This window comes from Candidatus Pantoea communis (assembly GCF_011752685.1).
GTDB lineage: Bacteria > Pseudomonadota > Gammaproteobacteria > Enterobacterales > Enterobacteriaceae > Pantoea > Pantoea communis.
Genome location: NZ_VWXC01000028.1, coordinates 1 through 25,881 on the forward strand (window position 1 = coordinate 1; position 25,881 = coordinate 25,881).

Here is a 25,881-nt window from a genome sequence, read left to right on the forward strand (position 1 = left end):
TCGTAACGAGAGACGATATCAAGGGCCTGACTGAGCTGCATAAAAAAATCCGGAAACGAAGCGTTTCCGGATTCTTACACAGCCACTGGATCGTTCAACTGATCCTTAACTGATCGGCATTAGGCCAATTGGCCCGTTTTTTTATGGATGCATTTCTCAATAACGGCGCGATTGATCGCGCATCTGACCCGCGTTTACATGGTGCGATTCATCGTGCCGCGACAGCAGATGTTAAAAAGGAAGCTCATCAGCTTCCTTTTTATGGGTCTTAGTAGACGTCACGCAGATAGCGCTTATCTTTCTTCAACTGGTCAATGTAAGCCGCTGCACGTTCGCTAGAGAGTCCACCAAACTGGCGCACCACTTCATACAGCGCTGCATCCACATCTTTCGCCATGCGCGAAGCATCGCCACAAACATAGAAGTACGCGCCATCCTGCAGCCAGGCATACAGCTCAGCGCCTTTTTCCAGCATACGATTCTGCACGTAGATCTTCTCTTCCTGATCGCGTGAGAATGCCAGGTCGAGATGTGTTAACAGACCGCTTTGCTGCCAGCCGTTAAGCTCATCTTCATAAATGTAGTCGTGTTCCTGATGCTGATCGCCGAAAAACAGCCAGTTCTTACCTTCAGCGCCGGTTGACTGGCGTTCCTGCAGGAAGGCACGGAACGGGGCAATACCGGTGCCAGGTCCAACCATAATCAGCGGAGCATTGCCGTTAGCCGGCACGCGGAACGCTTTGTTTGGCGAAATAAAGATCGCTGGCTTCTCACCACGGCGCACGCGCTCAGCCAGGTAGGTTGAACATACGCCTTTACGCTCACGGCCACCGCTGTGATAGCGCACGGAAGCAATCGTCAGGTGTACCTGATTCGGATGCGTTTTGGAGCTGGAAGAGATGGAATACGCACGGTGCTGCAACGGACGCAGCATCGCCACCAGTTCTGGAACAGACAGCGTGCGCTTCAACTCAAGCTGCAGCAGGTCCAGCGTGTCTTTGCCCCACAGCCAGTTAGCCAGCGTGTCTTTATCGTCGTGCTGTAATACGTGCAGCAGTTCCTGGTTGGCAGTGTGCTGACCCACCCACTCAATCAGTTTGCGCGATGGCTCAGAGATTTCGAACTGATAGGTCAGCAGGTCGCCGAGGTTACGATCAAAGCCAGGTACTGGCGTTTCGTAATCCGCTTTCAATTCGCTCAACAGCAGGCTAACCAGCTCAGCATCGTTCACTGGGATCACACCCAACGCATCACCGGCTTCATATTTCAGGCCGCTGTCGGTGAGGTCGAATTCAAAGTGACGAATATCTTTCGCCGACGACTCACCTGACAGACGCTTGTTGGTCGCCAATGCAGCCGCGTAAGGGTTCTGTTTGTTGCTACCTGGAATGACAGGTGCTTCTGGCGCGCTCTCTAATACCGTGCCACTGCTGCCCGCACTGGCGGCAAATTGTGGCATTGCATCGCCAATCCATGCACTCGACGGCTCTTCGAAGTCGATATCGCAATCGATGCGGTCAAAGACACGTTTTGCACCCAGCTGTTCCAGACGCATATCGAAGAACTTACCGGCCTGACAGAAGCCATCGTATCCGGTATCACCGATCGCCAGGATAGCAAAATGCATCTGCTCCAGGCGTGGTGCGGTGCTGGCAGAAAGTGCCTGCCAGAACAGCTGTGCGTTGTCCGGCATTTCGCCTTCACCGTAGGTGGAGGTGACAATCAGCACATGGCGCATGGTGGCGAACACGTCCAGGTCCACTTCGCCCAATGCCTGAACCACCGGCACCAGACCTTTGGCACGCGCGGCTTTTGCGGCAGTTTGCGCCAGCGCTTCAGCATTGCCGGTCTGTGAACCGAACAGAATGTGCAACTGCGTGTTGGTGGCGCCACCGGCCGCAGGTGCCGTCTGCTTATCTTCTAATACCAACAGACGCGAGTGGAGACCGGCGAGAAAACCCGCCAGCCAGTATTTCTGTTCGCCGTTAAACGGCGCATCTTCAGGAATGTAAGGAATCTTCATGGATATCTGTACTCAAACCCGTCTCGTGATGTTCAGTCAATATACACACATTCATTGGTGCTGCTATCAGGAAAGTTTCCCGACAGCAGCGGCGATTTCTGGCAGCGCGGCGCGTGCAAACAGCTCTTCGAAATCAGGCAGATGGCCAAGCACCTCACGGTTGCGGGCATCCTGATAAATGATCCAGCCATAGGTCGCCAGGCTGTCCATGGAGCGAATGTTGCGTTGCGTTAATGCTGCTTTGTAATCGGACATACGTTTTGCTGCAATCAGACTCGCCAGTTCGTCATCGCTGTAGCTCTCAATGGCAGAACGTGCATGGCGTTGCAGTTTGCTCACCAGCGCAAAATCTTCGGTCATCAGCAGGTTACGAACCGCTTTCTCAACCGCAGCATCTTCAACAGGCGTGCCTTTCGGCAGTTTGCCCAGCGCCAGCTGCTGCGCGAAGCTCAGCACGGTGTAGTTGTTGAGCAACACGAACATTTCTGCCGTATCGGTCGCACCGTAAGCCGGTACGGCGCCATCCGCAATGGTTTTACCCGTGCGCCAGGCCGCTTTGAATTTGGCAACCTGATGTGCAGCCAGTGACGTCGACAGCTCTTCCAGCAGATCCTTGCGCGATTTCGCTTTCAGGATCTCGCCGCCGTCTTGATACAGCAGCAGCGAACGCGGCATCACATAGACAAAGTGGTGGCACTCGGTTTCCCAGTTCTCCAGCAGCCAGGCTGCACGAGGAGATTGCGTGGCTTCCAGATGCCAGTTCAGCATGGTCAGTACCGCTTGCTTGTGCACCTGCGCCAGCTCATCTTCGTCAGCGATAGAACCGAACAGCACGGAGTCTCCTGCTGCATGTCCTGCCAGAGCACCGTACGGGTCGTACTGGTAAGCAAAGCCACCGCTCATACCGTTGCCGAAACCTTTACCAAAGGTGCCGAGGTTCAGAATTGCACCATTGGTCATGTATTCGCAGCAGAAATCGCCGACGCCTTCGACGACTGCGGTTGCACCGGAGTTACGAACCGCGAAACGATCGCCCGCCTGGCCTTGTACGAACAAACGACCACCGGTCGCACCAAACAGCGCGAAGTTACCGATCAGCACGTTGCCATCGCTGTCTTGCGCGCCGCCGCCTGGTGACATCACCACCAGCTCGCCACCGCACTGACCTTTACCCACGCCATCGTTACAAGTGCCGTAGTGCTTCATCTGCATACCATCGTTGCAGAAGGCACCGAATGACTGACCAGCAGAACCGCTGGTGTGGATATTCACCGTGCGCGGTGCCAGGTAATGACGGCCGCGATCGTCTTTGAACACGGCTGGCAGTGCAGCACGTTGTTCAGCAGACAGTTCGTGGTTGAGCATGCGCTCGATGTCGATGGCCAACTGGCCGCCCACGCTCTTGTTACGGTTGTTCAGGGTAATGCCTGCGCCGAGCGCGATATCGCGGCTCGCCTGGTCGAGCAGCTGTGTTTTCAGCTCTTCAACCCAGCCATCATCCAGCTCAAAATCTTTTTCCAGATAGACCGGCTTCGCGATTTTCTGCTCTGGCACCACGGTCAACATCGCACGCAGATCCAGCTTGCCGACTTCCAGTGGGTGATCCATCAGGTGCAGCAGGTCAGAACGGCCACGTGCTTCGCGCAGTGAACGCAGGCCGAGGCGTGCGAGGAATTCACGCACTTCTTGCGCTACGTTAACGAAGTACTGTGCCAGTTGACGCGGATCGCCATCAAAGGCTTCGGCGTTGGTGGTTAAACCGGCCGGGCATTTAACGTTACAGTTTTTCGCCATTACGCATTTCAGCATCATCAGCGCAGTGGTGCCGAACTCGAAGCTGTCGCCACCGAGCAGGGCTGACTTGATCACGTCGCTACCGGTTTGCTGTGCGCCAGAGCAACGCAGCTGCACTTTGTCACGCAGGCCATTCGCGCACAGCGCCTGATGCACTTCAGCGATACCGATTTCGGCAACGCGTCCGGTGTATTTCAGGCTGGTGACCGAGGCCGCACCGGTACCACCGGTGTTACCTGCCACGTTAATGACGTCTGCGCCAGCTTTTGCCACGCCCACCGCGATAGTACCGATGCCTTCTGAAGACACCAGTTTCACGATAACGCGCACGCGCGCTGCCTTACAGTCGTGGATCAACTGCGCCAAATCTTCGATGGAGTAGGTGTCGTGGTGCGGTGGGGGTGACACCAGCTCAACACCCGGCGTACCGCCACGCGCGGCGGCGATCTCCACGGTGACTTTCGCTGCAGGCAATTGTCCGCCTTCACCCGGCTTCGCGCCCTGACCGATTTTGATCTCCAGCTCTTCCAGCATCGGATCGGCCAGATAAGCTGCCCACACGCCGAAACGGCCTGACGCCAACTGCTTAATGCGTGACGCGCGGATGGTGCCGTGACGGGAATAGTGCTCGCCACCTTCACCACAGTTACTCATGCCGCCGACCATGTTGGTGCCGTGCGCTACCGCTTCGTGTGCAGGTGCCACCAACGCACCGTGGCTCATCGCACCTGAGGCGAAAGTACGGGTAATTTCGTGTGCCGGTTGAATCTCTTCCAGCGGCAGAGAGGGCAGTGCGGTAAAGATCAGTGACAGATAATCTGCCGCTTTACCGTAAGCGGTGATGTGCAATACACCGCCGGCCACGCTGCTGCTTTCGATGTCGTCGCTAAAGCGGGTTTTCAGTGCACGTGCCAGCGCTTCCAGACGTTCATCTTCTGGCTTCAGGCCCGCGATGGAATCAATCAGGCGCAGCTCGAACTGGTTCAGGCTGCCTTCCACCGCTTCACACTTCAATCCACGGGTAGCAAAACCGTTGTTGACCAGTGAGTAACGGCCGAGTTTACGACCAAACTCCGCTTCGCTGTCAACGTGGGTCAAATCACACGGCAGCGCGAGGATGTCACGCAGCGCAGCAGGGCGACGTTTACGCTCGGCGTGCATCAGGCTGGAGAATTGACGGTAATCCGGCGTGATCGCCAGTGAGTCAATGACCTCGTTCGGGATGCGTTCGAAGCTACTGTCTTTGAATGCGTCAGCTTTAATGCTGAAGGCATTGTCCAGTTTGGCCAGCGTCATCAGACGGATGAAATTGTCCTCTTCGCGTGCTTTGTCCGCGAAGCGAATCGGCTGTTCCGTCATATCAATAAAGGTACGCACGGCGATGGTGCCGTAAGAGTGACCTGCACCTTCCGCACGCTCTTTGAACAAGCCGAGCAGTGGCACTTCTGCCTCGCCCTGGATTTTCAGCGCACTCTGATGCCAGTCAACCGCCATCTGAGCGATAGCCGGGAAGCCCGCGCCACCCACAGGGGTTTTGATATTCGGGAAGTACTTCTTCAGAACCGGATCGTCGGTATTCAGGAAGTTAGGTTCAAAGAATTCACCACAGCTGTAGCTCTCAACGGTACAGAGACCCACTTTACCCATGGTCTTCATCAAGGCTTTTTCGGCGGCTTTGGCATAGCGTTTGAAGGCTTTGTTACCTTCTTCGCCTTCGCCATATTTCTCTTCCGCGCGCATCTGTACGCCCAGCGGGTAAACCGCTGACGCACCAAAGCCTAAAGTGGCTGCAATGTGGTGAGAGGAGATACTTTGGCCGCTTTCTACCACCAGAGAAACATCCAGACGCAGACCTTCCTGCACCAAACGCTGGTTGATGGCAGAGACCATCAGCAGCATAGGAATCGCCGCGTGAGTTGAAGAGATGTGGCGGTCGGTGATTACCGCAATGCCGCCCTGCTGGCGTGCGAAATCCACGACCTGCTGTGCAAGATGATCAATGGCGTTTTCCAGCGCTTTGGCGTTGGCGGCACGGCTGACGATATCTTTGCCGATGACCGGCTCATACAGCATCTCGAAACGCGCATAAGGTGCGACGGTTTGCTCGCGCAGACGCAGCATATCGAGGTGTGTCAGGATCGGCGTTGGCACGATAACCTGCTGACCTTTGCTGCGGCCAAGGTGCGGTTTTGCACCCAATGCCACGCGCAGCGTCATGCCGTCCGCTTCGCGGATAGAATCCAGCGGCGGGTTGGTGACCTGAGCAAAGCGTTGTGAGAAGTAGTGCGCCATGCCGCCTTCGTGGTCGGACAGGCCATTGATGGCGTTGCCGTAACCCATCGCCGAGATCTTCTCAGCGCCGGTTTGCAGCATCGGGTCCATCATGAATTTGAAGCTTTCCTGGTTGTAGTAGTACGCCACAAAACGCTGATAGGTTTTGAGGTCGCCACGATAGCGCAGCGGTGAGCCCAGCTGCTCTGCCTGAATCTCCGGCAGATCGTGCAGGTCCACGCGAGCCGCGCTCAGCAGTGAAAGGTAATCTTTCTCTGCTGCCAGTTTTTCCAGCGCTTCCACCGTGGTGTAAGAGCGTTTTTCTTTGTGATCGTAATAGAGCATGCCGCCCGCTTCGATACGGCCACGACGCAGTACGCTTTCCGGTGGGAAGGCAATCTGACCCGCTTCTGACATCGCACCGATGTATTCAGCGGTTTCGACAGAACGCAATGGGCGCAGACCCAGGCGGTCAAGGCGTGCCCCGATCACTTCGCCATTACCGAAGATCAACGCTGCCGGGCCATCGTTCTTCTCTTCATACAGAGAGAAGTACTCCAGCATGGCGCGCACTTCATTTGACAGTGAGGTGTCGTTTTCCCACGCTGGCGGCATCATTGAGACTACGGCGTTGATCAGGTCGAGGTTATCTTCCATCAAACGGCTATGAATGCTTTGGTCCAGACGCGAGCTGTCGGACTGGCCTTTCGGACGCACGATTTTCTTACCGCGCGCCAGCATCAGCGCCGCTTCAGCGATACGGTTCTTACGGTCGGTGTTCAATTCACCATTGTGCGCCATCAGACGGAACGGCTGTGCCATGGTGGTGTGCGGATCGGTGTTGGTCGAGAAGCGGGTATGGAAGAACAGCCCGCGCACCTGATGATCGGCATCGGTCAAATCTTTGAAGTACGGAATCACTTCATTAGAGTTCAGGCGTGCTTTAAATACCTGAGTGCGTGAAGAGAGCGACAACGGATAGAGACCGCCGAATTCGCTTTCAGTAAAGGCACGCGCTTCGATGTCCAGCAGCGCACGATAGATGTGGCGCTCGAACTCGAGTTGTTCGGTGACTTCCTGCGGAGCCGCAAAGATCCACTGCACAATCGGCAACTGGAATTGCAGAGCGGCTGGACGCGTCACGCTGCCGTCCAGCGGCATATCACGCTTCATCAGCACAGGGAAGTTATGGGCAGCAAGGGTTTCTTCCACCAGACGCTCAGCGTTCGCGCGCAGCTCGGCATCTTTTGGCACGAAGAAGTTACCGACGCCAAAGCGACCGGCTTCCAGCGGTTGGCCGGTGACTTTACGGAAGAAGTTCAGAGAAAGGTCGACGTTGACACCTGCGCCATCGCCCACGCCCTCAGCAGACATGCCGCCACGGTGCGGTACCGTGCACAGTGCGCTATGCGCCATCTGCAGGATCTCATGGGTCTGCTCGCCGTCCTTACGGGTAATAAACCCAACACCACAGCTATCACTACCGGCTGAGGGATCATACAAACCATAGGGATGAGGTTTTTGAGTGGACATTGAGGGTCTCCTTAAACTGCTTTTGACATTACCTGCATTATTTCAAGCACAGAGCACCGCTGCGTGCTGTATCAAATTCGTTTTCGCCGCTTAAACGCGGACGTCGCAATACCGAGCAAAGGCTCTCAAGAGAGTATGGTCTCGTCCTTGATGAGCTGCTCTTACTTCCGGTCTCTTACGGGAGATAACTTGCATCCAGAGGGAGTTTCTTGCTGCATAGATATGCCGAGACACAGTCCCGACTGGAAAGCATCCAGCGGAATTCCAACTTATCGGGAAAGCGAACTCAGGTCAAATAGCCAGCTTTGTTGCGGTTAATCGGCTGTTTTACCAATTAACATTATGATTATGAACAATTTATTACGTAAATAACTGTCAATCTGACGATTCTGATTCCCCTATGAAGTGTGAGCCGTCTCACTGTGAGGTACGCCTCAGATATCTAATCAATGCTGAATAACTGCATTCCATCAGCATAAAATTCTGTTGGGGCGGTTTCACGCACAGCATGTATCTGTTTTTCTTATGGCGTCATATTTGAATCAAAATAGGGCTGTCATTAGTAAAATTAATCAAGCTGATTGTGAGTAAAATGGCGCTAAAGTTGAATGAATATGCAATAACAAGACGCAACCATCAGATGAAATGGCTGCCGGGAGGCGGAATAGCACGGGATGTGACAAAAGGGTCGCAAAAGCGCGGCCCTCCAGATTATTCAGTTGGCAGATTTAGTCAAGCGATTTGCGCATAACGACGCGAACATCGGCGAAAAGGCGCTGCGATGCACCATAATGAGGCAAAGTCAGCAGGCAATGACACGCTGAGTCGGCGCAGTGCCGCGATAATTACGCTATCATGAGCCAGATTTCGTTCAGGGAGCTCGTGATGAAACAGATTCGTCTTTTAGCGCAGTACTACGTTGATTTGATGGTCAAGCTGGGGTTGGTGCGTTTCTCGCTACTGTTAGCTTCAGCACTGGTGGTGCTGGCGATGGTGGTGCAGATGGCGGTCACCATGGTACTGCGTGGCCATGTTGAGAGTATCGATGTGGTGCGATCGGTGTTCTTTGGTCTCTTAATCACGCCCTGGGCCGTCTATTTTCTCTCGGTGGTGGTTGATCAGCTGGAAGAGTCTCGCCAGCGCCTGACAAAGCTGGTCGATAAGCTGGAAGAGATGCGCACACGCGATCTTGAACTTAATCAGCAAATGAAAGAGACCATCGCTCAGCTGAATCAGGAAATTAACGATCGTATCAAAGCGGAGCAGGCCCGCGAGCAGGTGATGGATAAACTGCGCGAAGAGATGGCGCGTCGCGAACAGGCGCAAATCGAGCTGGAGCAGCAATCCTCTTTCTTACGCTCCTTCCTCGATGCCTCACCGGATTTGGTTTTCTATCGCAACATCGACAAGCAGTTCTCGGGCTGTAACCGCGCGATGGAGTTGCTAACTGGCATGAGCGAGAAGCAACTGATTGGCCTGACGCCGCGCGACATTTACGATGAAGATGCCGCCTCCAAGGTGCTGGAGACGGATGAAAAGGTATTCCGCCATAACGTCTCCCTGACGTACGAACAGTGGCTGCAATATCCTGATGGGCGCAAAGCCTGCTTCGAAATCCGCAAAGTGCCGTATTACGATCGCGTCGGTAAACGCAGCGGCCTGATGGGCTTTGGTCGCGATATTACTGAGCGTAAGCGTTATCAGGACGCGCTGGAGAATGCCAGCCGTGAGAAGACCACCTTTATTTCAACCATCAGCCATGAACTGCGTACGCCGCTGAATGGCATTGTCGGCTTGAGCCGCATTCTGCTGGACACCGATCTCAATCAGGAACAACTGAAGTACCTGAAAACCATCCATGTTTCGGCCATCACGCTTGGCAACATCTTTAATGACGTGATTGAAGTGGACAAAATCGAGCGCCGCAAAGTGCAGCTGGATAATCAGCCGCTCGACTTCACCGGCTTCCTTGCCGATCTGGAAAACCTCTCCGGGTTACTGGCGCAGCCGAAAGGGCTGAAGTTCGTGATGGCACCGGAGCTGCCGCTGCCGCACATCATTTCTGCTGACGGCACGCGCCTGCGTCAAATTTTATGGAACCTGATCGGTAACGCGGTGAAATTCACCCAGCAGGGTGAGATTGTGGTGCGGGTCGCCTATCACCAGGACGAAACGCTGCGCTTTGAAGTGCAGGATTCTGGCATGGGAATCCCGCAGGAAGAGCAGGACAAGATCTTCGCCATGTATTACCAGGTAAAAGATCAGCACGGCGGAAAACCCGCCACCGGTACCGGTATTGGTTTGGCGGTTTCTCGTCGTCTGGCACAGGCAATGGGTGGCGATATTAGCGTGAGTAGTGCGCCGGGGCAGGGTTCATGCTTTGTGGTCGAGATAAATGCACCTCGTGTGGCCGATGAGGTGGAAGACGAAGATCTCGACGACAGCATGCCACTGCCGGCGCTGCACGTATTACTGGTTGAAGATATTGAACTGAACGTCATTGTGGCGCGCTCGGTACTGGAGAAACTGGGATGCAGTGTGGAAGTGGCGATGACCGGCACTGAAGCGCTGGCGATGTTTGATCCGCAGGAATTTGATCTGGTGTTGCTGGATATTCAACTGCCGGATATGACCGGACTGGATGTGTCGCGCGCTATTCACCAACGCCATGCTGGCATGGCGCTGCCGCCGCTGGTGGCACTGACCGCCAACGTGCTGAAAGATAAAAAAGAGTATCTCGACGCCGGTATGGATGATGTGCTGAGTAAACCGCTGGCGGTGCCGGCCTTAACGGCGATGATTAAAAAGTTCTGGGATTACCAGGGCGAACCGGAAGAAGAGATTCAGACGTCCTCAGACGTACACTCGCGCATGCTGCTCGATGTGGAGATGCTGGAACAGTATATCGAATTGGTCGGCCCAGGATTGATTACACAAAGCCTGACGATGTTTGAACAGATGATGCCGGGCTATCTCGACGTGCTGGATTCCAACATGATGGCGCGCGATCAAAAAGGGATTGCGGAAGAAGGGCATAAAATTAAGGGTGCTGCGGGCTCAGTAGGACTGTTGCATCTGCAGAAACTGGCGAAACAGATACAGTCACCGGAACTGCCAGCATGGTGGGACAATGTGCAGGAGTGGATCGACGAATTAAAACATGAGTGGCTGCATGACGTTAACGTGTTACGCGAGTGGGTAGCTGAAAGGGAAAAATCTTCGGACGCCAGAAAAAAATGACCCCAGTCGAAACTGGGGTGCGCGAATACTGCGCCAACACCAGGGAAATGGGTACTGCTACTATCGTTAGAAGTCGAATAGATCAGCAACAGTATGGTATTGGTTAACGCTTCGAAATCACCTTAACAAATTCGCCAACGCTTGTGACAAGATTCATTAAATTGTGTGAAGTTGAGCAGCGATTAAATACAGAAAACATTAATTTGCTGACACAGTCAAGCAAGGAATTAATTTCTTTGCCGTATTGCACTATTTTTGACCAATTGTTCTGCTTTTTGCCTGAATTTCCTTCAGCCTGAAGCAGGAAAAGCCTGACAGCTGCACTGAAATTCCTAATCAGCCGAAAAATCGGAGTTAATTGAGCTTAACATGCTGATAATAGTTAATAAATAAGGTGGTTCTGGAGGGTTATCCAAAACGTTTTGGAAACCCTCTGCTGAAAGTTCCAGTTTAAAGTTTTGCGGTGCAATGTAAACCAAACGGAAGGCTAAATCCTTTACCATTGTCAGGGCTAATCATGATGATGTTGACGCGATTTCAGCCACGTTTATTGAAACGGCTGCGCTCATCAGTGCGCTTATTCAAACGCTTTGAAAGTTTATTGTTAAGTATTGTGAAAGTTTAAATGTGATCTTTATCACTTTGTATGAAGTATCCGATTGTAAGGGTTTTGCTGGGTTTTTCACCATGGAACCGATTCCCTCATGATGGAAGTGCTTGATGTGATTGGCTCTAATAGAGGAACGATGATGACGCAGGTAATAACTTCATCTCTAACTTTCACGCGATAAGCGGTAAAGTTTTGCCCAGGATTACAGGTAATCAAAATTGTGACCGGGGTGATTGATTAATGCAGGGAACAGGTAAGAGAAAATTGCATGAGTAAGAGTAAAGGGAAAATGGGGCAACGCCTTAAAGTGCTGATTGCTAAAGTGCTGCTGGCGTGGTTGGGAATTTGGCTGGCAGGCATCGTGATCTTTGCCTTTTTACCCGTGCCGTTTTCCGCGGTGATGGTGGAGCGTCAACTGGGTGCCTGGTTCAGTGGTCGGTTCGACTATGTGGCGCACTCCGATTGGGTCAGCATGGATGAGATTTCTCCGTGGATGGCGCTGGCCGTGATCGCTTCTGAAGATCAAAAATTTCCGGAGCACTGGGGCTTTGATGTCGATGCGATACAAAAAGTACTGGATAACGATGGCTCAGAACAGATGCGTGGTGCCTCAACACTGTCGCAGCAGACCGCAAAAAACCTGTTCTTATGGGATGGCCGCAGCTGGGTGCGAAAAGGGCTGGAAGCCGGTTTAACCGTGGGGATCGAAACGGTGTGGACGAAGCGTCGCATTCTGACGGTATATTTGAATATTGCTGAGTTTGGCAACGGCGTGTTTGGTGTGGAAGAGGCTTCACAGCGCTATTTCCACAAACCAGCCAGTCGTCTGACGATTTCTGAAGCGGCGCTGCTGGCGGCAGTACTTCCAAACCCGATTCGCTTCCGCGCTGATGCACCTTCCGGATATATACGAATGCGCCAGCAGTGGATAATGCGCCAGATGCGTCAGTTAGGTGGGGAAGGTTTCCTCGTTCGCTACAAATTGCATTAACAGCAATTAGTCTTCGTCAAACCCAGCTTCAAACAGCTCAATCACCGCAGCCAGCGCCTCGACTTCCTGCGGGCCGCTGGCTTCAATCTCGATATGGCCGCCTTTCGCGGAGTCGAGCATCAACAGCGCAATCACGCTGCTGGCTTCGGCTTCCGTACCGGCTTCATTTCGCAGCAGCACTTCTGCGTCAAAACTCTGCACCAACTCGAACAGTTTCATTGCTGGGCGCGCATGCATGCCCAGCTTATTGCGAATCTCAACGACTTGCTTCACGGTCATGATTTACGTTTTTCCAGAGTGCGATGACGAGACTGCACATTTTTGCCGCGTGAACGGAAGTAATCTGCCAGCTGTTCGGCGATGTAAACCGAACGATGTTTACCACCGGTACAGCCAATCGCGACCGTTAGGTAGCTGCGGTTGTTGGTTTCCAGCATCGGCAACCACAGCTCCAGATAGCTGCGCGTCTGGTAAATGAAGTTATGTACTTCAGTGTGGCGGTCGAGGAAAGCCGCAACAGGACGATCAAGCCCGGTCATCGGACGCAGCTTGGGATCCCAGTGCGGGTTTGGCAGGAAACGCACATCGAAGACGTAATCGGCATCAATGGGAATGCCGTGTTTGAAGCCGAAGGACTCAAACACCATGGTCAGCTCACGCTCACGTTTGCCCAGCAGGCGCGTGCGCAGCATTTCAGCCAACTCATGAACCGACATTTCGGACGTATCGATGATCAGGTCGGCGCGCGAACGCAAAGGCTCCAGCAGATCACTCTCTTCATCAATCGCGCTTTCCAACGACAGATTCTTGCTCGAGAGCGGATGCAGACGGCGTGTATCACTGTAACGCCGTATCAGCGTGTTGCGATCGGCGTCCAGGAACAGTAACTGTGGTGAAAACGAATCCGGCAGATTGTTGAGCGCGGTTTCAAACACTTCTGGCGATTCAGGCATGTTGCGCACATCAATGCTGACGGCCGCCGAGATATTGCGTTCCGTTAAGGTGTTCGCTAATTCCGGCAGCAGTACCACCGGCAGGTTATCGACACAGTAAAATCCCATGTCTTCCAGGGCACGCAGTGCGACCGATTTTCCTGAGCCTGACCGACCGCTAACGATCATCAGCACCATCACATTTCTCCCGTTTTAAACCGGCGAACACGCCGGTCAATGTGTCTGTCGCTTAAGAGTGTTCTTCCTGAGCTTCTGTGATAATGGCATAGAGCTCTTCATCACTCTGTGCCGCGCGCAAACGGCGGCAGACGGTTTTGTCCGCCAGACGTTTCGCGACCAGCGACAGTGTATGCAAATGGGTTTTGCACTGGTCTGCAGGCACCAGCAGAGCAAACAGCAGGTCAACCGGTTGGTTGTCCACGGCATCAAAGGCAATCGGCTGGTCGAGGCTGATAAACACGCCAACGGCGCGTAGCGTATCCTCCTCCAGCTTGCCATGAGGAATAGCGATGCCGTTGCCAATGCCAGTACTGCCCATGCGTTCACGGGTCAGGATGGCTTCAAAAAGTGTCTGGTGCGGCAGATTGAGCTGCTTCGCTGCCAGCTCGCTGATAATTTCCAGCGCGCGTTTTTTACTCTGGCAGTGTACGCCGCTACGGGTACAGTCCAGTGAGAGGACCGAGCTCAATTCCAGTGTCAGATCGTTGTTCATCATCGTTTCACTTGCGAGTTCACATAGCCGCAAGGTTAACGCCATTCATAGCACAATGGCGAGTCTCCCGTTGGCGCTTGCACAGATGACAAAACGGGGCGGTTAACCCGCCCCATTTGCGCTCAGAGTGCCGAACCAGTCAGCACTCTGCAAGCATGAAGGTTAGTGTTTTTTCAGTTTGTCTTTGTGTTTGGTCAGCTGACGGGAAAGCTTGTCGATTAACCCGTCGATGGCCGCGTACATGTCTTCCGCTTCCCCTGTGGCGTGCAGCTCTCCGCCGTTGACGTGCAGTGTTGCTTCCGCAATCTGCGTCACCTTCTCCACTTTCAGAACAATATAAACCTGATTGATACGATCAAAGTAGTGTTCCAGTTTGGCAAATTTGCTATTTACAAATTCGCGCAGCGGTTCAGTGATTTCAACATTCAGTCCGGTCAGATTTAGCTGCATAGGTCTTCCTTCTTCGTTCGGTCAAACCAACTGCTTACGCTGGTTTGATGGCGGTATAGATAAAGACTCGCGATATTTAGCAACCGTACGTCGCGCCACCATGATGCCCTGATCGGATAACATGGAGGTGAGTTTGCTGTCGCTCAAGGGTTTTGCGGGGTTTTCCGCGGAGATCAATTTCTTCACCAGGGCACGGATCGCCGTGGAAGAGGCTTCGCCACCGCCTTCGGTATTCACATGGCTGGAGAAAAAATATTTTAATTCAAAGATGCCACGCGGGCTGTGCAGATACTTTTGCGTGGTCACACGGGAAATGGTGGATTCATGCATGTCCACGGCCTGGGCGATATCTGCCAGCACCATCGGCCGCATGTATTCCTCGCCCTGTTCAAAGAACGCCTGCTGCTGCTCGACAATACAACGCGTCACTTTGAGCAGTGTGTCGTTGCGGCTTTCGAGGCTTTTAATCAGCCATTTGGCTTCCTGCAAATTACTGCGAATGAATTGGCTGTCGCTGTCGTTACGTGCGGAACCGCCCATCGCGGCGTAATGTTGATTGATCTTCAGGCGCGGCAAGCTGTCTGAATTCAATTCAACGGTCCAGCGCTTACTGGTTTTACGCACCAGTACATCAGGAATCACATACTCGGGTTCGCTGGTGTTGATCGATTGGCCGGGACGGGGATCGAGTGACTGAATCAGCAGCATCGCGTCTTTCAGCACTTCTTCCTTGAGGCGTGTTACACGCATCAGGCTGCGAAAATCGTGGTTGGCCAGCAGATCCAGATGTTCACTGACGATCAACCGCGCTTCTGCCAGCATTGGCGCATCGGCAGCATATTGTGAAAGTTGCACCAGCAAGCAGTCACGTAGATCACGTGCACCGACACCGACAGGATCAAAGCGCTGAACACGCTTCAGCACCGCTTCAACCTCTTCCAGCGTCAGCTCTTCATCACCAATGCTGTCGCAGATGTCCTGGACGGAAACGGTGAGATAGCCGGTATCATCAATGGCGTCGACAATTGAAGTGGCAATCGCGCGGTCGGTATCCGTAAACGGCGTGAGCTCCACTTGCCACATCAGGTAGTCCTGCAGTGACTGGGTGGTTTCGCCTTGATAAACCGGCAGCTCATCATCCTGGTAATCGGTACCCGTGCCAGAAGGCGTTCCCGCGGTGTAGATTTCATCCCAGGTGGCGTCGAGTGGAAGCTCCTCGGGCATCTCTTTCTGTTCGAGGGCTTCACGTGTGTCTAACGAGTCGCTCTCCTGATGCTCACGTGAATCGACTTCTTCATGCAGATCGGTTTGCTCAAGCAGCGGATTGCTTTCCAGCGCCAGTTGCAGTTCCTGCTGGAGTTCAAGCGTAGAGAGTTGCAGCAGACGAATGGCCTGCTGCAACTGTGGGGTCATCGCCAGCTGTTGGCTGAGCCTGAGTTGCAAACCTTGCTTCATAATTCTGCTTGAATTTCCTAAGCAAATGTCGTGAATAACGACACCTTATCAGAGTCTGAACTCTTCGCCCAAATAAACCCGTTTAACCTGCTCATCTGCAAGAATTTCATCCGGCGTGCCATGCGCGATCAGATGTCCCTGGCTCACGATGTAAGCACGTTCGCACACCGCAAGCGTTTCACGCACGTTGTGATCGGTGATCAACACGCCAAGACCGCTGTCGCGTAGGTGTTCGATGATTTTTTTGATATCGATGACTGAGATCGGGTCAACACCGGCAAAAGGTTCATCCAGCAGGATAAATTTGGGGTTGGCTGCCAGAGCGCGAGCGATTTCAACACGGCGGCGTTCACCACCGGAAAGCGCCTGCCCCATGCTGTCACGCAGATGCTCAATGTGAAACTCTTCCATCAACTCATTGGCACGATCCTGACGCTGCTCTTCCGTTAAATCATCGCGGATTTGCAACACCGCCATCAGATTGTCGAACACGCTTAGACGGCGGAAGATTGACGCTTCCTGCGGCAGATAGCCAATACCACGGCGCGCTCGCGCATGCAGCGGCAAAATACTGATATCTTCGTCATCGATCACGATGCGGCCTGCATCACGCGGCACAATCCCGACAACCATATAGAATGTGGTGGTCTTGCCGGCACCGTTTGGACCCAGCAGGCCGACAATCTCGCCAGATTTTACCTGCAGGCTGACATCTTCCACCACGCGGCGGCCTTTATAGGCTTTCGCCAGGTTTTCAGCGACTAATGTGGCCATAGCGATCAGTTACTCTTTTTAGGGCTCGTGGACGAGCCGTTTTTGTCCTGCAGCTGCGACGGCACCAGTACGGTGGTGACGCGTTTGCTTTCGCCCTGGCTAAAGGCCTGCATTTTCTGCTCTTTCACCAGGTAAGTGATGCGATCGCCTTTGATGTTGCTGTCCAGCTGCTGAATGAAGGCATTGCCCGTCAGTTCAACGAAATCGTTCGCCAGCTCATAATGCAGTTTTGAGGCGTGGCCCTGCACGGGTTTGCCGTTATCCTGCATCTGGTAGAAAGTGGCGGGAGCGCCGTAGGCATCCACGATAGTTTTTTTACTGTCGCCACCTGGACGTGTGACCACCACTTTGTCAGCGGTGATTTTGATTGAACCCTGGGTCACAATGACATTGCCGGTAAAGGTCGCCACGTTGCCTTGCAGATCCAGCGCCTGATTCACCGAATCAATATTAACGGGTTTGTCAGAGTCTCCCGTCAGGGCCAGCGCGGGCAGGCTGGTCGCCAGTAAGGCGCTCACCAACAACAACTTAAGGCTGTTTTTGTTCATTTTGGATTTCATAGGAAGTTTTGACCTTTTCAAGCAGCTGGGCATTCTTGGTTCGTAAATTGCCGCGCATCTTCATGCCAGTGGAATTAAAACTGCGGCCAAATAGGGTGACTTGATCGTCAGATGTCACATCCTGGGTGACCAGATTAACCTGAGCCGTATCGGTAATAATGCGCTCAAGTTGAGAATCCTGGGTCAGGGTATTCACTTCGACGTGACCATATAGATACAGCATACGATCTTTGGTCAGCTTTGCCTTATCGGCACGTATTGTCCAGGTGGGCACTTTATTTTCATCATACGTGGTTGCAACCGGATTATCGAACCAGCTCACCTCATCTGCCGCAAAGTAAGTCACTTTATCCGAGATCAGTTTGTACGCCAGCGCGCCCGTGGGGTTGTACACCACAGAATGGGACTTCTCGCTGGTATAGGTTGGCTCCTGGCTATTGGTCGCCACCGGCGCTTCGCTATCGTCCTGGTTGGTGAGATTCCAGCCGATCAGCACCAGGGCAATCAAGGCCAAAATCAGCGTTATCCAACGCCTGCTCTTACTCATACTGATTGCCCTTTGGCATCCTCAAATTTGTTCTGCGCCATCAAAATCAGATCGCAGAGTTCACGTACCGCACCACGGCCACCGGCAATACGGGTGACGTAGTGTGCACGAGGTAATAACACGGGGTGGGCATCGGCGACAGCCACACTCAAACCGGCCTCCGCCATCACAGGCCAGTCGATCAAATCATCGCCGATATAAGCCACTTGCTCAGCAGATAATGACAGTTTATCCAGGAGTTCACGCCACGCCAAAAGCTTATCTGATTGTCCCTGATAAAGATGCGTAATGCCGAGCGTCTGGCAACGATCTTCCAGCAGCTTCGCTTTGCGGCCAGTAATAATAGCCACTTCGATATCAGAGGTCAGCAGGCAGCGAATACCATAGCCATCACGGACGTTAAAGGCTTTCAATTCTTCGCCGTTGTTGCCCATGTAAATCACGCCGTCAGACATCACACCGTCGACATCGCAAATCAGCAGGCGAATCCGCGCCGCCCGAGCCATTACATCGGCACTCACCGGGCCATAGCAGGTATCGATCATCGTGGTTTCAACACTCATTATTTGTTCCTGTTCAAACTACGCCAGCGCGCAGCATGTCATGCATATGTACCACACCGAGCAGACGATCGTCATCGGCGACCAACACCGCAGTGATGTTTTTGTTTTGCATCAGATTCAGTGCGTCGACAGCCAGCATATTTGGGCGCACGCGAATCCCGCCGCGCGTCATCACATCCTGAATGCTGGCTGACTGGAAATCGATACCCATATCAAAGATGCGGCGTAAGTCGCCATCAGTGAAAATGCCTTCGATTTTCATCAGGTCGTCAACAATCACCGTCAGGCCGAGGTTTTTGCGCGTAATTTCCAGCAACGCATCCCGCAGCGACGCATCGCGGCTGACGTGTGGGATCTCGTCACCACTGTGCATAATATCGCTCACGTGTAGCAGCAGTTTGCGGCCCAGTGCGCCACCGGGATGCGAGAGCGCGAAGTCTTCCTGAGTAAAGCCGCGTGCTTCCAGCAGGGCAACTGCCAGCGCATCGCCCATCACCAGCGTGGCGGTAGTACTGGAGGTCGGTGCCAGACCGAGCGGGCACGCTTCCTGTGGAACCTTAACGCATAAATGCACGTCAGCGGCACGCCCCATGGCACTCTCCGGACGGCTGGTGAGGCAAATCAACGGCACTTTCTGTCGCTTGAGGACCGGGATGAGCGCCAGAATTTCGTTCGATTCGCCACTATTAGAGATAGCGATCACCACGTCGTTTGCTGTCACCATGCCGAGGTCACCATGGCTCGCTTCGCCAGGATGAACAAAGAACGAGGACGTGCCGGTACTGGCAAAAGTCGCTGCCATTTTTGCACCAATATGACCGGATTTGCCCATGCCCATCACCACCACTTTTCCACGGCAGGCAATGATCATTTCGCAGGCGCGGCTGAAGTCGGCATTAATATACTGATCGAGCTGCTCCAGCCCTTCGCGTTCGATGCGCAGTACCGCTTTACCTGCCTGTTGGTAATCAAAAACCGGTTGCTGATGTGACATGGTCAGTCCGTCCTTAATAACTTGTGATGAGCGCAGGGCTGAGCCACAGCCACAGAACCCACGCAATAAATCCCGATAACAAAAGAGAGCCCGCTACGCGGCCAATCCGGCGTTTGCGTAACAGGCAAAGTAGGGCGAACAGCACGCTGACACCTAGCATCACCCAGTAATCTCGTGCGAAAGCGTGTGCATCAACGCTGCCGGGGTGCACCAGCGCGGGCAGGCCCAGCACAATGGCCAGATTAAAGATATTAGCGCCAATCAGGTTACCGATAGCGATATCGTCTTCACCTTTCAATGCACCCGCCAATACGGTAGCCAGTTCAGGCAGGCTGGTGCCGACGGCAATCAACGTCAGACCCATGACCAGCTCGCTGACACCAAAATAGTCGGCAAACACGGTGGCATTATCGATCACCATCCGCGTTGACATCGGCAGAATAATCAGCGCCACCGCCAGCCACAGAAAGGCCACGGTATTGCCAGCTTCATCGCGCGGCAGTTCAGCCAATTGTTCGCGCGTTAACGTGTCGTTGTTATCCCGCTCTGCGCGGCGGGCGATGCGAATGGCGATCAGCAGATAACCTAAAGCAATCAGCAGCAGCGCGATGCCATCAAGTCGACTAAGGTGATTATCAAACAACATGATGCCACTCAGCAGTGAGACCAGCAGCATCAGGGGGAGTTCGCGCCGAATCAGATTGGAGTGCACTGTCAATGGGTGCAAAAGTGCGGCACCGCCGAGGATCAGCAGAATATTGGTAATGTTTGAGCCCAGCGCCGTCCCTACAGCTAAATCCATTTGCCCATGCTGCGCTGCAGAAAAAGAAACGATCAGTTCGGGTAACGATGTGCCAATGCTTACCACTGTCATGCCGATGATCAGCGGAGGAATGCCGAAGGATCGACACAGGATCGCGGCACTGAAAACCAGACGGTCAGCACCGTAAGCCAGTAAAATCAATCCAATAAACAGCAGGGCAGTGGCTACGAACATGAAAAATCCTTGATGGATAGGTGTGTCGGCAAACCTTGTCCGACAGGTAAATACATTGCGCGCGCGGAAACAGGCGCTGATTTTGACTGTCTGAGAGGCAAAAGTAAATTTTAAGGCCGTTTTCGCCACACCTGACGGGTAAGTTTCTGTAAAACTATCGTGCATTGTGGTCTACCAGGCTACCATCCACGACTTTGATTACGCCCGATCCGCATAAAGAGGTAACGATGATCCAGCAAAAAACGAATCTGGTTGAGGTTCGTGGCGTCAGCTTCACTCGCGGAGACCGCGTCATCTTTGATGACATTTCGCTTACCGTGCCAGCGGGTAAAGTGACCGCTATTATGGGGCCATCCGGGATTGGAAAAACCACGCTGCTGCGCCTGATTGGTGGTCAGTTGCAACCGGATAAAGGGGAAATTTGGTTCCGTGACCAGAATATCCCAGCGCTTTCCCGCACTAAATTGTATGAAGTGCGAAAAAAAATGAGCATGTTGTTCCAGTCGGGTGCACTTTTTACCGATCTTAACGTCTTTGATAACGTTGCCTGGCCGTTGCGTGAGCACACACAATTACCGCCGGAATTGCTGCACAGCACGGTGATGATGAAGCTGGAAGCAGTCGGCCTGCGCGGTGCAGCCAAACTGATGCCGGCCGAGCTTTCTGGTGGCATGGCGCGCCGTGCCGCACTGGCGCGCGCGATTGCGCTGGAGCCGGACCTGATCATGTTCGATGAGCCCTTTGTCGGCCAGGATCCGATTACCATGGGCGTGCTGGTGAAATTGATCGATGAATTGAACCACTCGTTAGGTGTGACCTGCATTGTGGTTTCACACGATGTGCCAGAGGTCTTGAGCATTGCTGACCATGCCTATATTGTTGCCGGTCAAAAGATTATTGCCCAGGGCAGTGCGCCGGAGTTGCGGGAAAATCCCGATCCGCGCGTGCGCCAGTTTATTGAGGGTCATGCGGACGGTCCAGTGCCATTCCGCTTCGCTGCCGGGGATTACCTCAGCGATCTGACTCGTGCAGGGAGAACGTAAACTGATGTTGCTAAAGGCGCTGGCGTCACTTGGACGTCAGGGAATTAATACTTGTGCGGCGTTTGGCCGTGCAGGCCTGATGCTGTTTCATGCGCTGGTGGGTAAACCCGCTTTCCGCCGCCACGCGCCACTGCTGGTAAAACAGCTGTACAGCGTGGGTGTGCTGTCGCTGCTGATCATTGTGGTCTCGGGTTTATTCATTGGTATGGTGCTGGGCCTGCAGGGTTATCTGGTGCTGACGACCTACAGCGCTGAAACCAGTCTCGGCATGCTGGTGGCCTTATCGCTGCTGCGTGAACTGGGTCCCGTGGTCACGGCATTGCTGTTTGCAGGACGCGCGGGTTCAGCCCTGACGGCAGAAATTGGTTTGATGAAAGCCACCGAACAGCTCTCCAGCATGGAAATGATGGCCGTTGATCCGCTGCGTCGCGTGGTTTCGCCGCGCTTCTGGGCAGGGTTTATCAGCATGCCGCTGCTAGCCTTGATCTTTACGGCAGTCGGTATTGCCGGTGGGGCGTTGGTGGGCGTGGGCTGGAAAGGCATCGATCCTGGCTTCTTCTGGTCAGCGATGCAAAATGCCGTGGATTTCCGCACCGATGTCATCAACTGCATCATTAAAAGCGCAGTCTTTGCCGTGACGGTAACCTGGATTGCGCTGTTCAATGGCTATGATGCCATCCCGACCTCGGAAGGGATTAGTCGGGCGACAACGCGTACCGTAGTGCATGCTTCACTGGCGGTACTCGGTTTGGACTTTGTGCTGACAGCACTGATGTTTGGGAATTGATGCAATGCAAAGCAAGAAAAACGAAATCTGGGTTGGCGTCTTCATGCTGGCAGCACTGTTGGCACTGTTATTCCTCAGCCTGCGCGTGGCCGATCTCAAGTCACTTGGCACCGAACCGACATGGAAGCTGTATGCCACTTTCGATAATATTGGCGGCCTAAAAGTCAGCTCACCGGTGAAAATTGGTGGTGTGGTGATTGGTCGAGTAACGGATATTTCGCTGGATGATAAAACGCTGTCGCCGCGTGTCACCATGGACATCAGCGATCAGTATGCTGACAAAATCCCGGACACCAGCTCGCTGGCCATTCGCACGCAAGGTCTGCTGGGTGAACAGTTCCTCGCACTGAATTTAGGCTTTGACGATCCAGAACTGGGTTCGGCAATGCTGAAAGATGGCGGCACGTTGCGTGACACCAAATCCGCGATGGTGCTGGAAGATTTGATCGGCCAGTTCCTCTACAAGAGCGGCGATAACAAAAACGATAATCAAAAGCAGGGCACCGAGAGTGCGCCTGCTCCGGCAGCACCTGCTACAACGGAATAGAGAGGTAAAACACGATGTTTAAACGTTTCCTGATGATTGCCATGCTGGCGATTGTGCCGCTGGCGGCCAATGCAGCGGATCAGAGCGATCCTTACAAACTGATGAATGAAGCGGCGGCGAAGACCTTCACCCGCTTGAAAAACGAGCAACCTAAAATCAAGCAGGATCCTAACTATCTGCGTGAGGTGGTGCGCCAGGAGTTGCTGCCGTATGTACAGATCAAGTACGCGGGTGCGCTGGTGCTGGGCCGCTATTATCGTGAGGCTACTCCGGCACAGCGTGACGCATACTTTGCGGCATTTGGCGATTATCTGGCTCAGGCTTATGGCCAGGCGCTGGCGCTGTACCACGGCCAAACCTACCAGATTCAGCAACCACAGCCGATTGGCGATGCTAACATCGTGGCGATTCGCGTGACTATTTTGGATCCGAACGGCCGTCCGCCTGTGCGCCTTGATTTCCAATGGCGCAAGAACAGCCAGACCGGCAACTGGCAGGCCTATGATATGGTGGCTGAAGGCATCAGCATGATCACGACCAAACAAAATGAGTGGAGTGATTTGCTGCGTACTAAGGGCATTGATGGTCTGACCGCGCAGTTGAAAACCTACGCAGCACAGCCTATCACCCTGGATAAACAGTAAGCATGAGCGAACCGTTACGCTGGCAGCGCAATGCCAGCACGCTATCTTTAAGCGGCATGTTGGATCGCGATACCCTGCTGTCATTGTGGCATGAACGTGAAACCGCCATGGTGGATATCGCGACCATTGATGTCGCGGCGCTGGAGCGTGTGGATTCAGCGGGACTGGCTTTGTTAGTCCACCTGCGCGAGATCGCGCGGGCACAAGGTAGCACGCCACTTTTCACCGGTATCAACGACAAACTCCAGTCATTAATTGCGCTGTATAACCTGCAGCAGATTATTGTTTCTGCGGAAAAAATCGCCTGATAACGTTGTCATTGCCAAAAGCCCCTGATTTATTCAGGGGCTTTTGCGTATTTAAGAGTCAGGCGCTTTCCTCTAAGATATCCGCCTTATTATTATTAAGTGAAGCAAAGAGCGATGGAAAATAGTGAAGTTCAGGCCGTGCTGATGCAGGCGCTGCCATTAGATGAAGTACATGTTCTCAGCAACGACGGCAGTCATTTTCAGGTGATCGCGGTGGGTGAGATGTTCGGTGAACTGAGTCGTGTGAAAAAACAGCAGGCTGTTTATGCGCCGCTGATGGAATACATTGCGGATAACCGTATTCATGCGGTTTCCATCAAAACTTATACCCCAACCGAGTGGGCGCGCGACCGTAAACTCAACGGTTTCTAAGCGCCTCACAGGTTGTTTTGTTGATAGATAATTGAGAGCCGTTAATGGACAAATTTCGTGTGCAAGGCCCCACCCGTTTAAGTGGTGAAGTGACCATTTCCGGGGCGAAGAATGCTGCGCTGCCAATTCTGTTTGCTGCGCTGCTGGCAGAAGAGCCGGTAGAGATTCAGAACGTGCCGAAGCTGCGTGATATCGATACCACCATGAAGCTGCTAAATTTGCTGGGTGCGCGCGTTGAGCGTAATGGTTCGGTTCACGTTGATGCTCGCGAAGTTAATGTCTTCAGCGCACCGTATGATCTGGTGAAAACCATGCGTGCCTCGATTTGGGCACTGGGTCCGCTGGTGGCGCGTTTTGGTCAGGGTCAGGTTTCATTGCCAGGCGGCTGTGCTATTGGTGCACGTCCGGTTGATTTGCACATCACTGGCCTTGAGCAGCTGGGTGCGGAAATTAAACTGGAAGAAGGTTACGTCAAAGCTTCCGTTAATGGCCGCCTGAAAGGCGCGCATATCGTCATGGACAAAGTCAGCGTTGGCGCGACCGTGACCATCATGAGTGCGGCAACACTTGCCACTGGCACGACCATTATTGAAAACGCCGCGCGTGAGCCGGAAATTGTCGATACGGCAAACTTCCTCAACACACTGGGCGCAAAAATCAGCGGTGCAGGCACAGATAAAATTACCATCGAAGGCGTAGAACGTCTGGGTGGCGGTGTGTATCGCGTTCTGCCGGATCGTATCGAAACCGGTACCTTCCTTGTCGCTGCTGCGATTTCCCGCGGTAAAGTGGTGTGCCATAAAGCCCAGCCCGATACGCTGGATGCTGTACTCGCAAAACTGCGTGATGCGGGTGCCGAGATTGAAACCGGTGAAGACTGGATCAGCCTCGATATGCACGGTAAGCGTCCTAAGGCGGTTAACGTCCGTACTGCACCACACCCAGGTTTCCCAACCGACATGCAGGCACAGTTCACCTTGCTGAACATGGTGGCGGAAGGCACAGGCGTGATCACCGAAACCATCTTCGAAAACCGTTTCATGCACATCCCTGAGCTGATTCGTATGGGCGGTCACGCGGAAATCGAAAGCAACACTGCGATTTGCCACGGTGTTGAGACGCTGTCAGGTGCACAAGTGATGGCAACCGACCTGCGCGCCTCTGCGAGCCTGGTACTGGCCGGTTGCATCGCGGAAGGCACCACCATTGTGGACCGTATTTATCATATCGACCGTGGCTATGAGCACATCGAAGATAAACTGAAGGCCATGGGTGCCAATATCGAGCGCGTCAGCGGCGAATAACGCTGACTCAACGTTCGATGATAACCAGTCACGATAACGTGGCTGGTTTTTTTATGTCCTGGATCTCAGATCTCCTGCCGAACTCTGGGGGATCGAATACGTTTTTTGCGATCCAGCAAGCGCGATGTAATGGGATCATAATAGCGAGTTGGCCAGATCTCGGCGGGATGAACACCGATCGCGTCAGCGATTAACCACTCTCCTTTGGGCCAGGGGCGGGAAAGTGCGTTGGAGAGTGTGGACGAGTTCAGCCCCGAATTGCGTGACAATTCAGCCATTGATGTGCCTTTTTTACGCAGTGCTGCAATCACATCTGCGGGATGCCAATCCTGTTTCCTTGCTTTCATAACGTCCTGCTCCTTGTCCATGTTATTGCGTTGTCTCTGCCGCAACGGGCGTATCCAATACA

At 53.5% G+C, this 25,881-nt stretch carries 23 protein-coding genes; 9 read left to right on the top strand and 14 right to left on the bottom strand.

Going from position 1 to position 25,881, the window contains the following annotated elements; genetic code table 11:
* Positions 1 to 268: 268 nt before the first annotated feature.
* Both F3J37_RS25045 and F3J37_RS25050 read right to left on the bottom strand, forming a co-directional pair.
* The gene (locus tag F3J37_RS25045; RefSeq protein ID WP_034826640.1) at positions 269 to 2,023 is read right to left on the bottom strand and encodes a sulfite reductase subunit alpha; all 1,755 of its coding nucleotides are present in this window, start codon (positions 2,021 to 2,023) and stop codon (positions 269 to 271) included.
* A 66-nt stretch (positions 2,024 to 2,089) separates the two neighbouring features.
* Positions 2,090 to 7,621: a glutamate synthase-related protein gene (locus F3J37_RS25050; protein ID WP_166936407.1), complete on the bottom strand. Its 5,532-nt coding sequence runs from the start codon at positions 7,619 to 7,621 to the stop codon at positions 2,090 to 2,092.
* Between the two features lie 885 nt (positions 7,622 to 8,506).
* Here F3J37_RS25050 and arcB point away from each other — a divergent pair.
* Together arcB and mtgA are read left to right on the top strand one after the other, a co-directional pair.
* Positions 8,507 to 10,861 (top strand): aerobic respiration two-component sensor histidine kinase ArcB, encoded by a 2,355-nt coding sequence (gene arcB / locus F3J37_RS25055; protein WP_058962133.1) that lies wholly within the window; start codon positions 8,507 to 8,509, stop codon positions 10,859 to 10,861.
* Between the two features lie 878 nt (positions 10,862 to 11,739).
* Positions 11,740 to 12,462: a monofunctional biosynthetic peptidoglycan transglycosylase gene (gene mtgA, locus F3J37_RS25060; RefSeq protein ID WP_166936409.1), complete on the top strand. Its 723-nt coding sequence runs from the start codon at positions 11,740 to 11,742 to the stop codon at positions 12,460 to 12,462.
* Positions 12,463 to 12,468: 6 nt separating this feature from the next.
* Here the strand turns inward: mtgA and npr are convergent, their stop codons facing one another.
* From npr to F3J37_RS25115, 11 genes are all read right to left on the bottom strand, one after another.
* Positions 12,469 to 12,741, bottom strand: coding sequence for a PTS phosphocarrier protein NPr (gene npr, locus F3J37_RS25065; protein ID WP_034826632.1), 273 nt, complete (start codon positions 12,739 to 12,741; stop codon positions 12,469 to 12,471).
* Positions 12,738 to 13,592: an RNase adapter RapZ gene (rapZ, locus tag F3J37_RS25070; protein WP_034826630.1), complete on the bottom strand. Its 855-nt coding sequence runs from the start codon at positions 13,590 to 13,592 to the stop codon at positions 12,738 to 12,740. Before rapZ ends, npr begins: the two co-directional genes overlap by 4 nt.
* Before the next feature lie 52 nt (positions 13,593 to 13,644).
* Positions 13,645 to 14,127, bottom strand: coding sequence for a PTS IIA-like nitrogen regulatory protein PtsN (ptsN, locus tag F3J37_RS25075; protein ID WP_176505766.1), 483 nt, complete (start codon positions 14,125 to 14,127; stop codon positions 13,645 to 13,647).
* 162 nt (positions 14,128 to 14,289) lie between these two features.
* Positions 14,290 to 14,577: a ribosome hibernation promoting factor gene (gene hpf / locus F3J37_RS25080; protein ID WP_034826627.1), complete on the bottom strand. Its 288-nt coding sequence runs from the start codon at positions 14,575 to 14,577 to the stop codon at positions 14,290 to 14,292.
* Positions 14,578 to 14,598: 21 nt separating this feature from the next.
* Positions 14,599 to 16,032: an RNA polymerase factor sigma-54 gene (gene rpoN / locus F3J37_RS25085; RefSeq protein ID WP_034826625.1), complete on the bottom strand. Its 1,434-nt coding sequence runs from the start codon at positions 16,030 to 16,032 to the stop codon at positions 14,599 to 14,601.
* Positions 16,033 to 16,080: 48 nt separating this feature from the next.
* Entirely contained in the window at positions 16,081 to 16,806 is a 726-nt protein-coding gene (lptB, locus tag F3J37_RS25090) for an LPS export ABC transporter ATP-binding protein (RefSeq protein ID WP_034826621.1), read from the bottom strand.
* A gap of 5 nt (positions 16,807 to 16,811) precedes the next feature.
* Positions 16,812 to 17,366, bottom strand: a complete 555-nt coding sequence (lptA, locus tag F3J37_RS25095) for a lipopolysaccharide ABC transporter substrate-binding protein LptA (protein ID WP_034826619.1) — start codon at positions 17,364 to 17,366, stop codon at positions 16,812 to 16,814.
* Positions 17,335 to 17,913 (bottom strand): LPS export ABC transporter periplasmic protein LptC, encoded by a 579-nt coding sequence (gene lptC / locus F3J37_RS25100; RefSeq protein WP_034826617.1) that lies wholly within the window; start codon positions 17,911 to 17,913, stop codon positions 17,335 to 17,337. Before lptC ends, lptA begins: the two co-directional genes overlap by 32 nt.
* Positions 17,910 to 18,476 (bottom strand): 3-deoxy-manno-octulosonate-8-phosphatase KdsC, encoded by a 567-nt coding sequence (gene kdsC / locus F3J37_RS25105; protein WP_034826614.1) that lies wholly within the window; start codon positions 18,474 to 18,476, stop codon positions 17,910 to 17,912. Before kdsC ends, lptC begins: the two co-directional genes overlap by 4 nt.
* Positions 18,477 to 18,489: 13 nt before the next feature.
* A complete protein-coding gene (gene kdsD / locus F3J37_RS25110) occupies positions 18,490 to 19,470 on the bottom strand; it encodes an arabinose-5-phosphate isomerase KdsD (RefSeq protein WP_034826612.1) in 981 nt (326 codons plus the stop codon).
* Between the two features lie 13 nt (positions 19,471 to 19,483).
* Positions 19,484 to 20,467 carry a calcium/sodium antiporter gene (locus F3J37_RS25115; protein WP_034826610.1) on the bottom strand — a complete coding sequence of 328 codons (984 nt, stop codon included), beginning with the start codon at positions 20,465 to 20,467 and terminating at the stop codon, positions 19,484 to 19,486.
* Between the two features lie 227 nt (positions 20,468 to 20,694).
* Between F3J37_RS25115 and mlaF the strand changes: the two genes are divergently transcribed.
* From mlaF to murA, 7 genes are all read left to right on the top strand, one after another.
* Positions 20,695 to 21,510 carry a phospholipid ABC transporter ATP-binding protein MlaF gene (gene mlaF, locus F3J37_RS25120; RefSeq protein ID WP_034826608.1) on the top strand — a complete coding sequence of 272 codons (816 nt, stop codon included), beginning with the start codon at positions 20,695 to 20,697 and terminating at the stop codon, positions 21,508 to 21,510.
* A 4-nt stretch (positions 21,511 to 21,514) separates the two neighbouring features.
* Positions 21,515 to 22,297, top strand: coding sequence for a lipid asymmetry maintenance ABC transporter permease subunit MlaE (gene mlaE, locus F3J37_RS25125; RefSeq protein ID WP_034826606.1), 783 nt, complete (start codon positions 21,515 to 21,517; stop codon positions 22,295 to 22,297).
* 4 nt (positions 22,298 to 22,301) lie between these two features.
* Complete coding sequence (mlaD, locus tag F3J37_RS25130) at positions 22,302 to 22,844, top strand: outer membrane lipid asymmetry maintenance protein MlaD (RefSeq protein WP_034826604.1); 543 nt, start codon at positions 22,302 to 22,304, stop codon at positions 22,842 to 22,844.
* A 14-nt stretch (positions 22,845 to 22,858) separates the two neighbouring features.
* Entirely contained in the window at positions 22,859 to 23,488 is a 630-nt protein-coding gene (mlaC, locus tag F3J37_RS25135; protein ID WP_034826602.1) for a phospholipid-binding protein MlaC, read from the top strand.
* 2 nt (positions 23,489 to 23,490) lie between these two features.
* Positions 23,491 to 23,796, top strand: a complete 306-nt coding sequence (gene mlaB, locus F3J37_RS25140; RefSeq protein WP_034826600.1) for a lipid asymmetry maintenance protein MlaB — start codon at positions 23,491 to 23,493, stop codon at positions 23,794 to 23,796.
* A gap of 114 nt (positions 23,797 to 23,910) precedes the next feature.
* The gene (ibaG, locus tag F3J37_RS25145; RefSeq protein ID WP_034826599.1) at positions 23,911 to 24,168 is read left to right on the top strand and encodes a BolA family iron metabolism protein IbaG; all 258 of its coding nucleotides are present in this window, start codon (positions 23,911 to 23,913) and stop codon (positions 24,166 to 24,168) included.
* 44 nt (positions 24,169 to 24,212) lie between these two features.
* A complete protein-coding gene (gene murA / locus F3J37_RS25150) occupies positions 24,213 to 25,472 on the top strand; it encodes a UDP-N-acetylglucosamine 1-carboxyvinyltransferase (protein WP_058962128.1) in 1,260 nt (419 codons plus the stop codon).
* A gap of 65 nt (positions 25,473 to 25,537) precedes the next feature.
* On the opposite strand, the gene F3J37_RS25155 is transcribed toward murA, so the two are convergent.
* The gene (locus tag F3J37_RS25155; RefSeq protein WP_058962127.1) at positions 25,538 to 25,819 is read right to left on the bottom strand and encodes a helix-turn-helix domain-containing protein; all 282 of its coding nucleotides are present in this window, start codon (positions 25,817 to 25,819) and stop codon (positions 25,538 to 25,540) included.
* Positions 25,820 to 25,881 lie beyond the last annotated feature (62 nt).

What these genes read in the sequence shown, in the direction of transcription:
- F3J37_RS25115 (WP_034826610.1), bottom strand. Translation starts at nt 20,467, where the DNA reads ATGTTCGTAGCCACTGCCCTGCTGTTTATTGGATTGATTTTACTGGCT.
- lptA (WP_034826619.1), bottom strand. Translation starts at nt 17,366, where the DNA reads ATGAAATCCAAAATGAACAAAAACAGCCTTAAGTTGTTGTTGGTGAGC.
- arcB (WP_058962133.1), top strand. Translation starts at nt 8,507, where the DNA reads ATGAAACAGATTCGTCTTTTAGCGCAGTACTACGTTGATTTGATGGTC.
- ptsN (WP_176505766.1), bottom strand. Translation starts at nt 14,127, where the DNA reads ATGAACAACGATCTGACACTGGAATTGAGCTCGGTCCTCTCACTGGAC.
- ibaG (WP_034826599.1), top strand. Translation starts at nt 23,911, where the DNA reads ATGGAAAATAGTGAAGTTCAGGCCGTGCTGATGCAGGCGCTGCCATTA.
- mlaC (WP_034826602.1), top strand. Translation starts at nt 22,859, where the DNA reads ATGTTTAAACGTTTCCTGATGATTGCCATGCTGGCGATTGTGCCGCTG.
- kdsD (WP_034826612.1), bottom strand. Translation starts at nt 19,470, where the DNA reads ATGTCACATCAGCAACCGGTTTTTGATTACCAACAGGCAGGTAAAGCG.
- F3J37_RS25050 (WP_166936407.1), bottom strand. Translation starts at nt 7,621, where the DNA reads ATGTCCACTCAAAAACCTCATCCCTATGGTTTGTATGATCCCTCAGCC.
- mlaF (WP_034826608.1), top strand. Translation starts at nt 20,695, where the DNA reads ATGATCCAGCAAAAAACGAATCTGGTTGAGGTTCGTGGCGTCAGCTTC.
- F3J37_RS25045 (WP_034826640.1), bottom strand. Translation starts at nt 2,023, where the DNA reads ATGAAGATTCCTTACATTCCTGAAGATGCGCCGTTTAACGGCGAACAG.
- rapZ (WP_034826630.1), bottom strand. Translation starts at nt 13,592, where the DNA reads ATGGTGCTGATGATCGTTAGCGGTCGGTCAGGCTCAGGAAAATCGGTC.
- mlaD (WP_034826604.1), top strand. Translation starts at nt 22,302, where the DNA reads ATGCAAAGCAAGAAAAACGAAATCTGGGTTGGCGTCTTCATGCTGGCA.
- F3J37_RS25155 (WP_058962127.1), bottom strand. Translation starts at nt 25,819, where the DNA reads ATGAAAGCAAGGAAACAGGATTGGCATCCCGCAGATGTGATTGCAGCA.
- hpf (WP_034826627.1), bottom strand. Translation starts at nt 14,577, where the DNA reads ATGCAGCTAAATCTGACCGGACTGAATGTTGAAATCACTGAACCGCTG.
- rpoN (WP_034826625.1), bottom strand. Translation starts at nt 16,032, where the DNA reads ATGAAGCAAGGTTTGCAACTCAGGCTCAGCCAACAGCTGGCGATGACC.
- lptB (WP_034826621.1), bottom strand. Translation starts at nt 16,806, where the DNA reads ATGGCCACATTAGTCGCTGAAAACCTGGCGAAAGCCTATAAAGGCCGC.
- mlaB (WP_034826600.1), top strand. Translation starts at nt 23,491, where the DNA reads ATGAGCGAACCGTTACGCTGGCAGCGCAATGCCAGCACGCTATCTTTA.
- kdsC (WP_034826614.1), bottom strand. Translation starts at nt 18,476, where the DNA reads ATGAGTGTTGAAACCACGATGATCGATACCTGCTATGGCCCGGTGAGT.
- murA (WP_058962128.1), top strand. Translation starts at nt 24,213, where the DNA reads ATGGACAAATTTCGTGTGCAAGGCCCCACCCGTTTAAGTGGTGAAGTG.
- npr (WP_034826632.1), bottom strand. Translation starts at nt 12,741, where the DNA reads ATGACCGTGAAGCAAGTCGTTGAGATTCGCAATAAGCTGGGCATGCAT.
- mlaE (WP_034826606.1), top strand. Translation starts at nt 21,515, where the DNA reads ATGTTGCTAAAGGCGCTGGCGTCACTTGGACGTCAGGGAATTAATACT.
- mtgA (WP_166936409.1), top strand. Translation starts at nt 11,740, where the DNA reads ATGAGTAAGAGTAAAGGGAAAATGGGGCAACGCCTTAAAGTGCTGATT.
- lptC (WP_034826617.1), bottom strand. Translation starts at nt 17,913, where the DNA reads ATGAGTAAGAGCAGGCGTTGGATAACGCTGATTTTGGCCTTGATTGCC.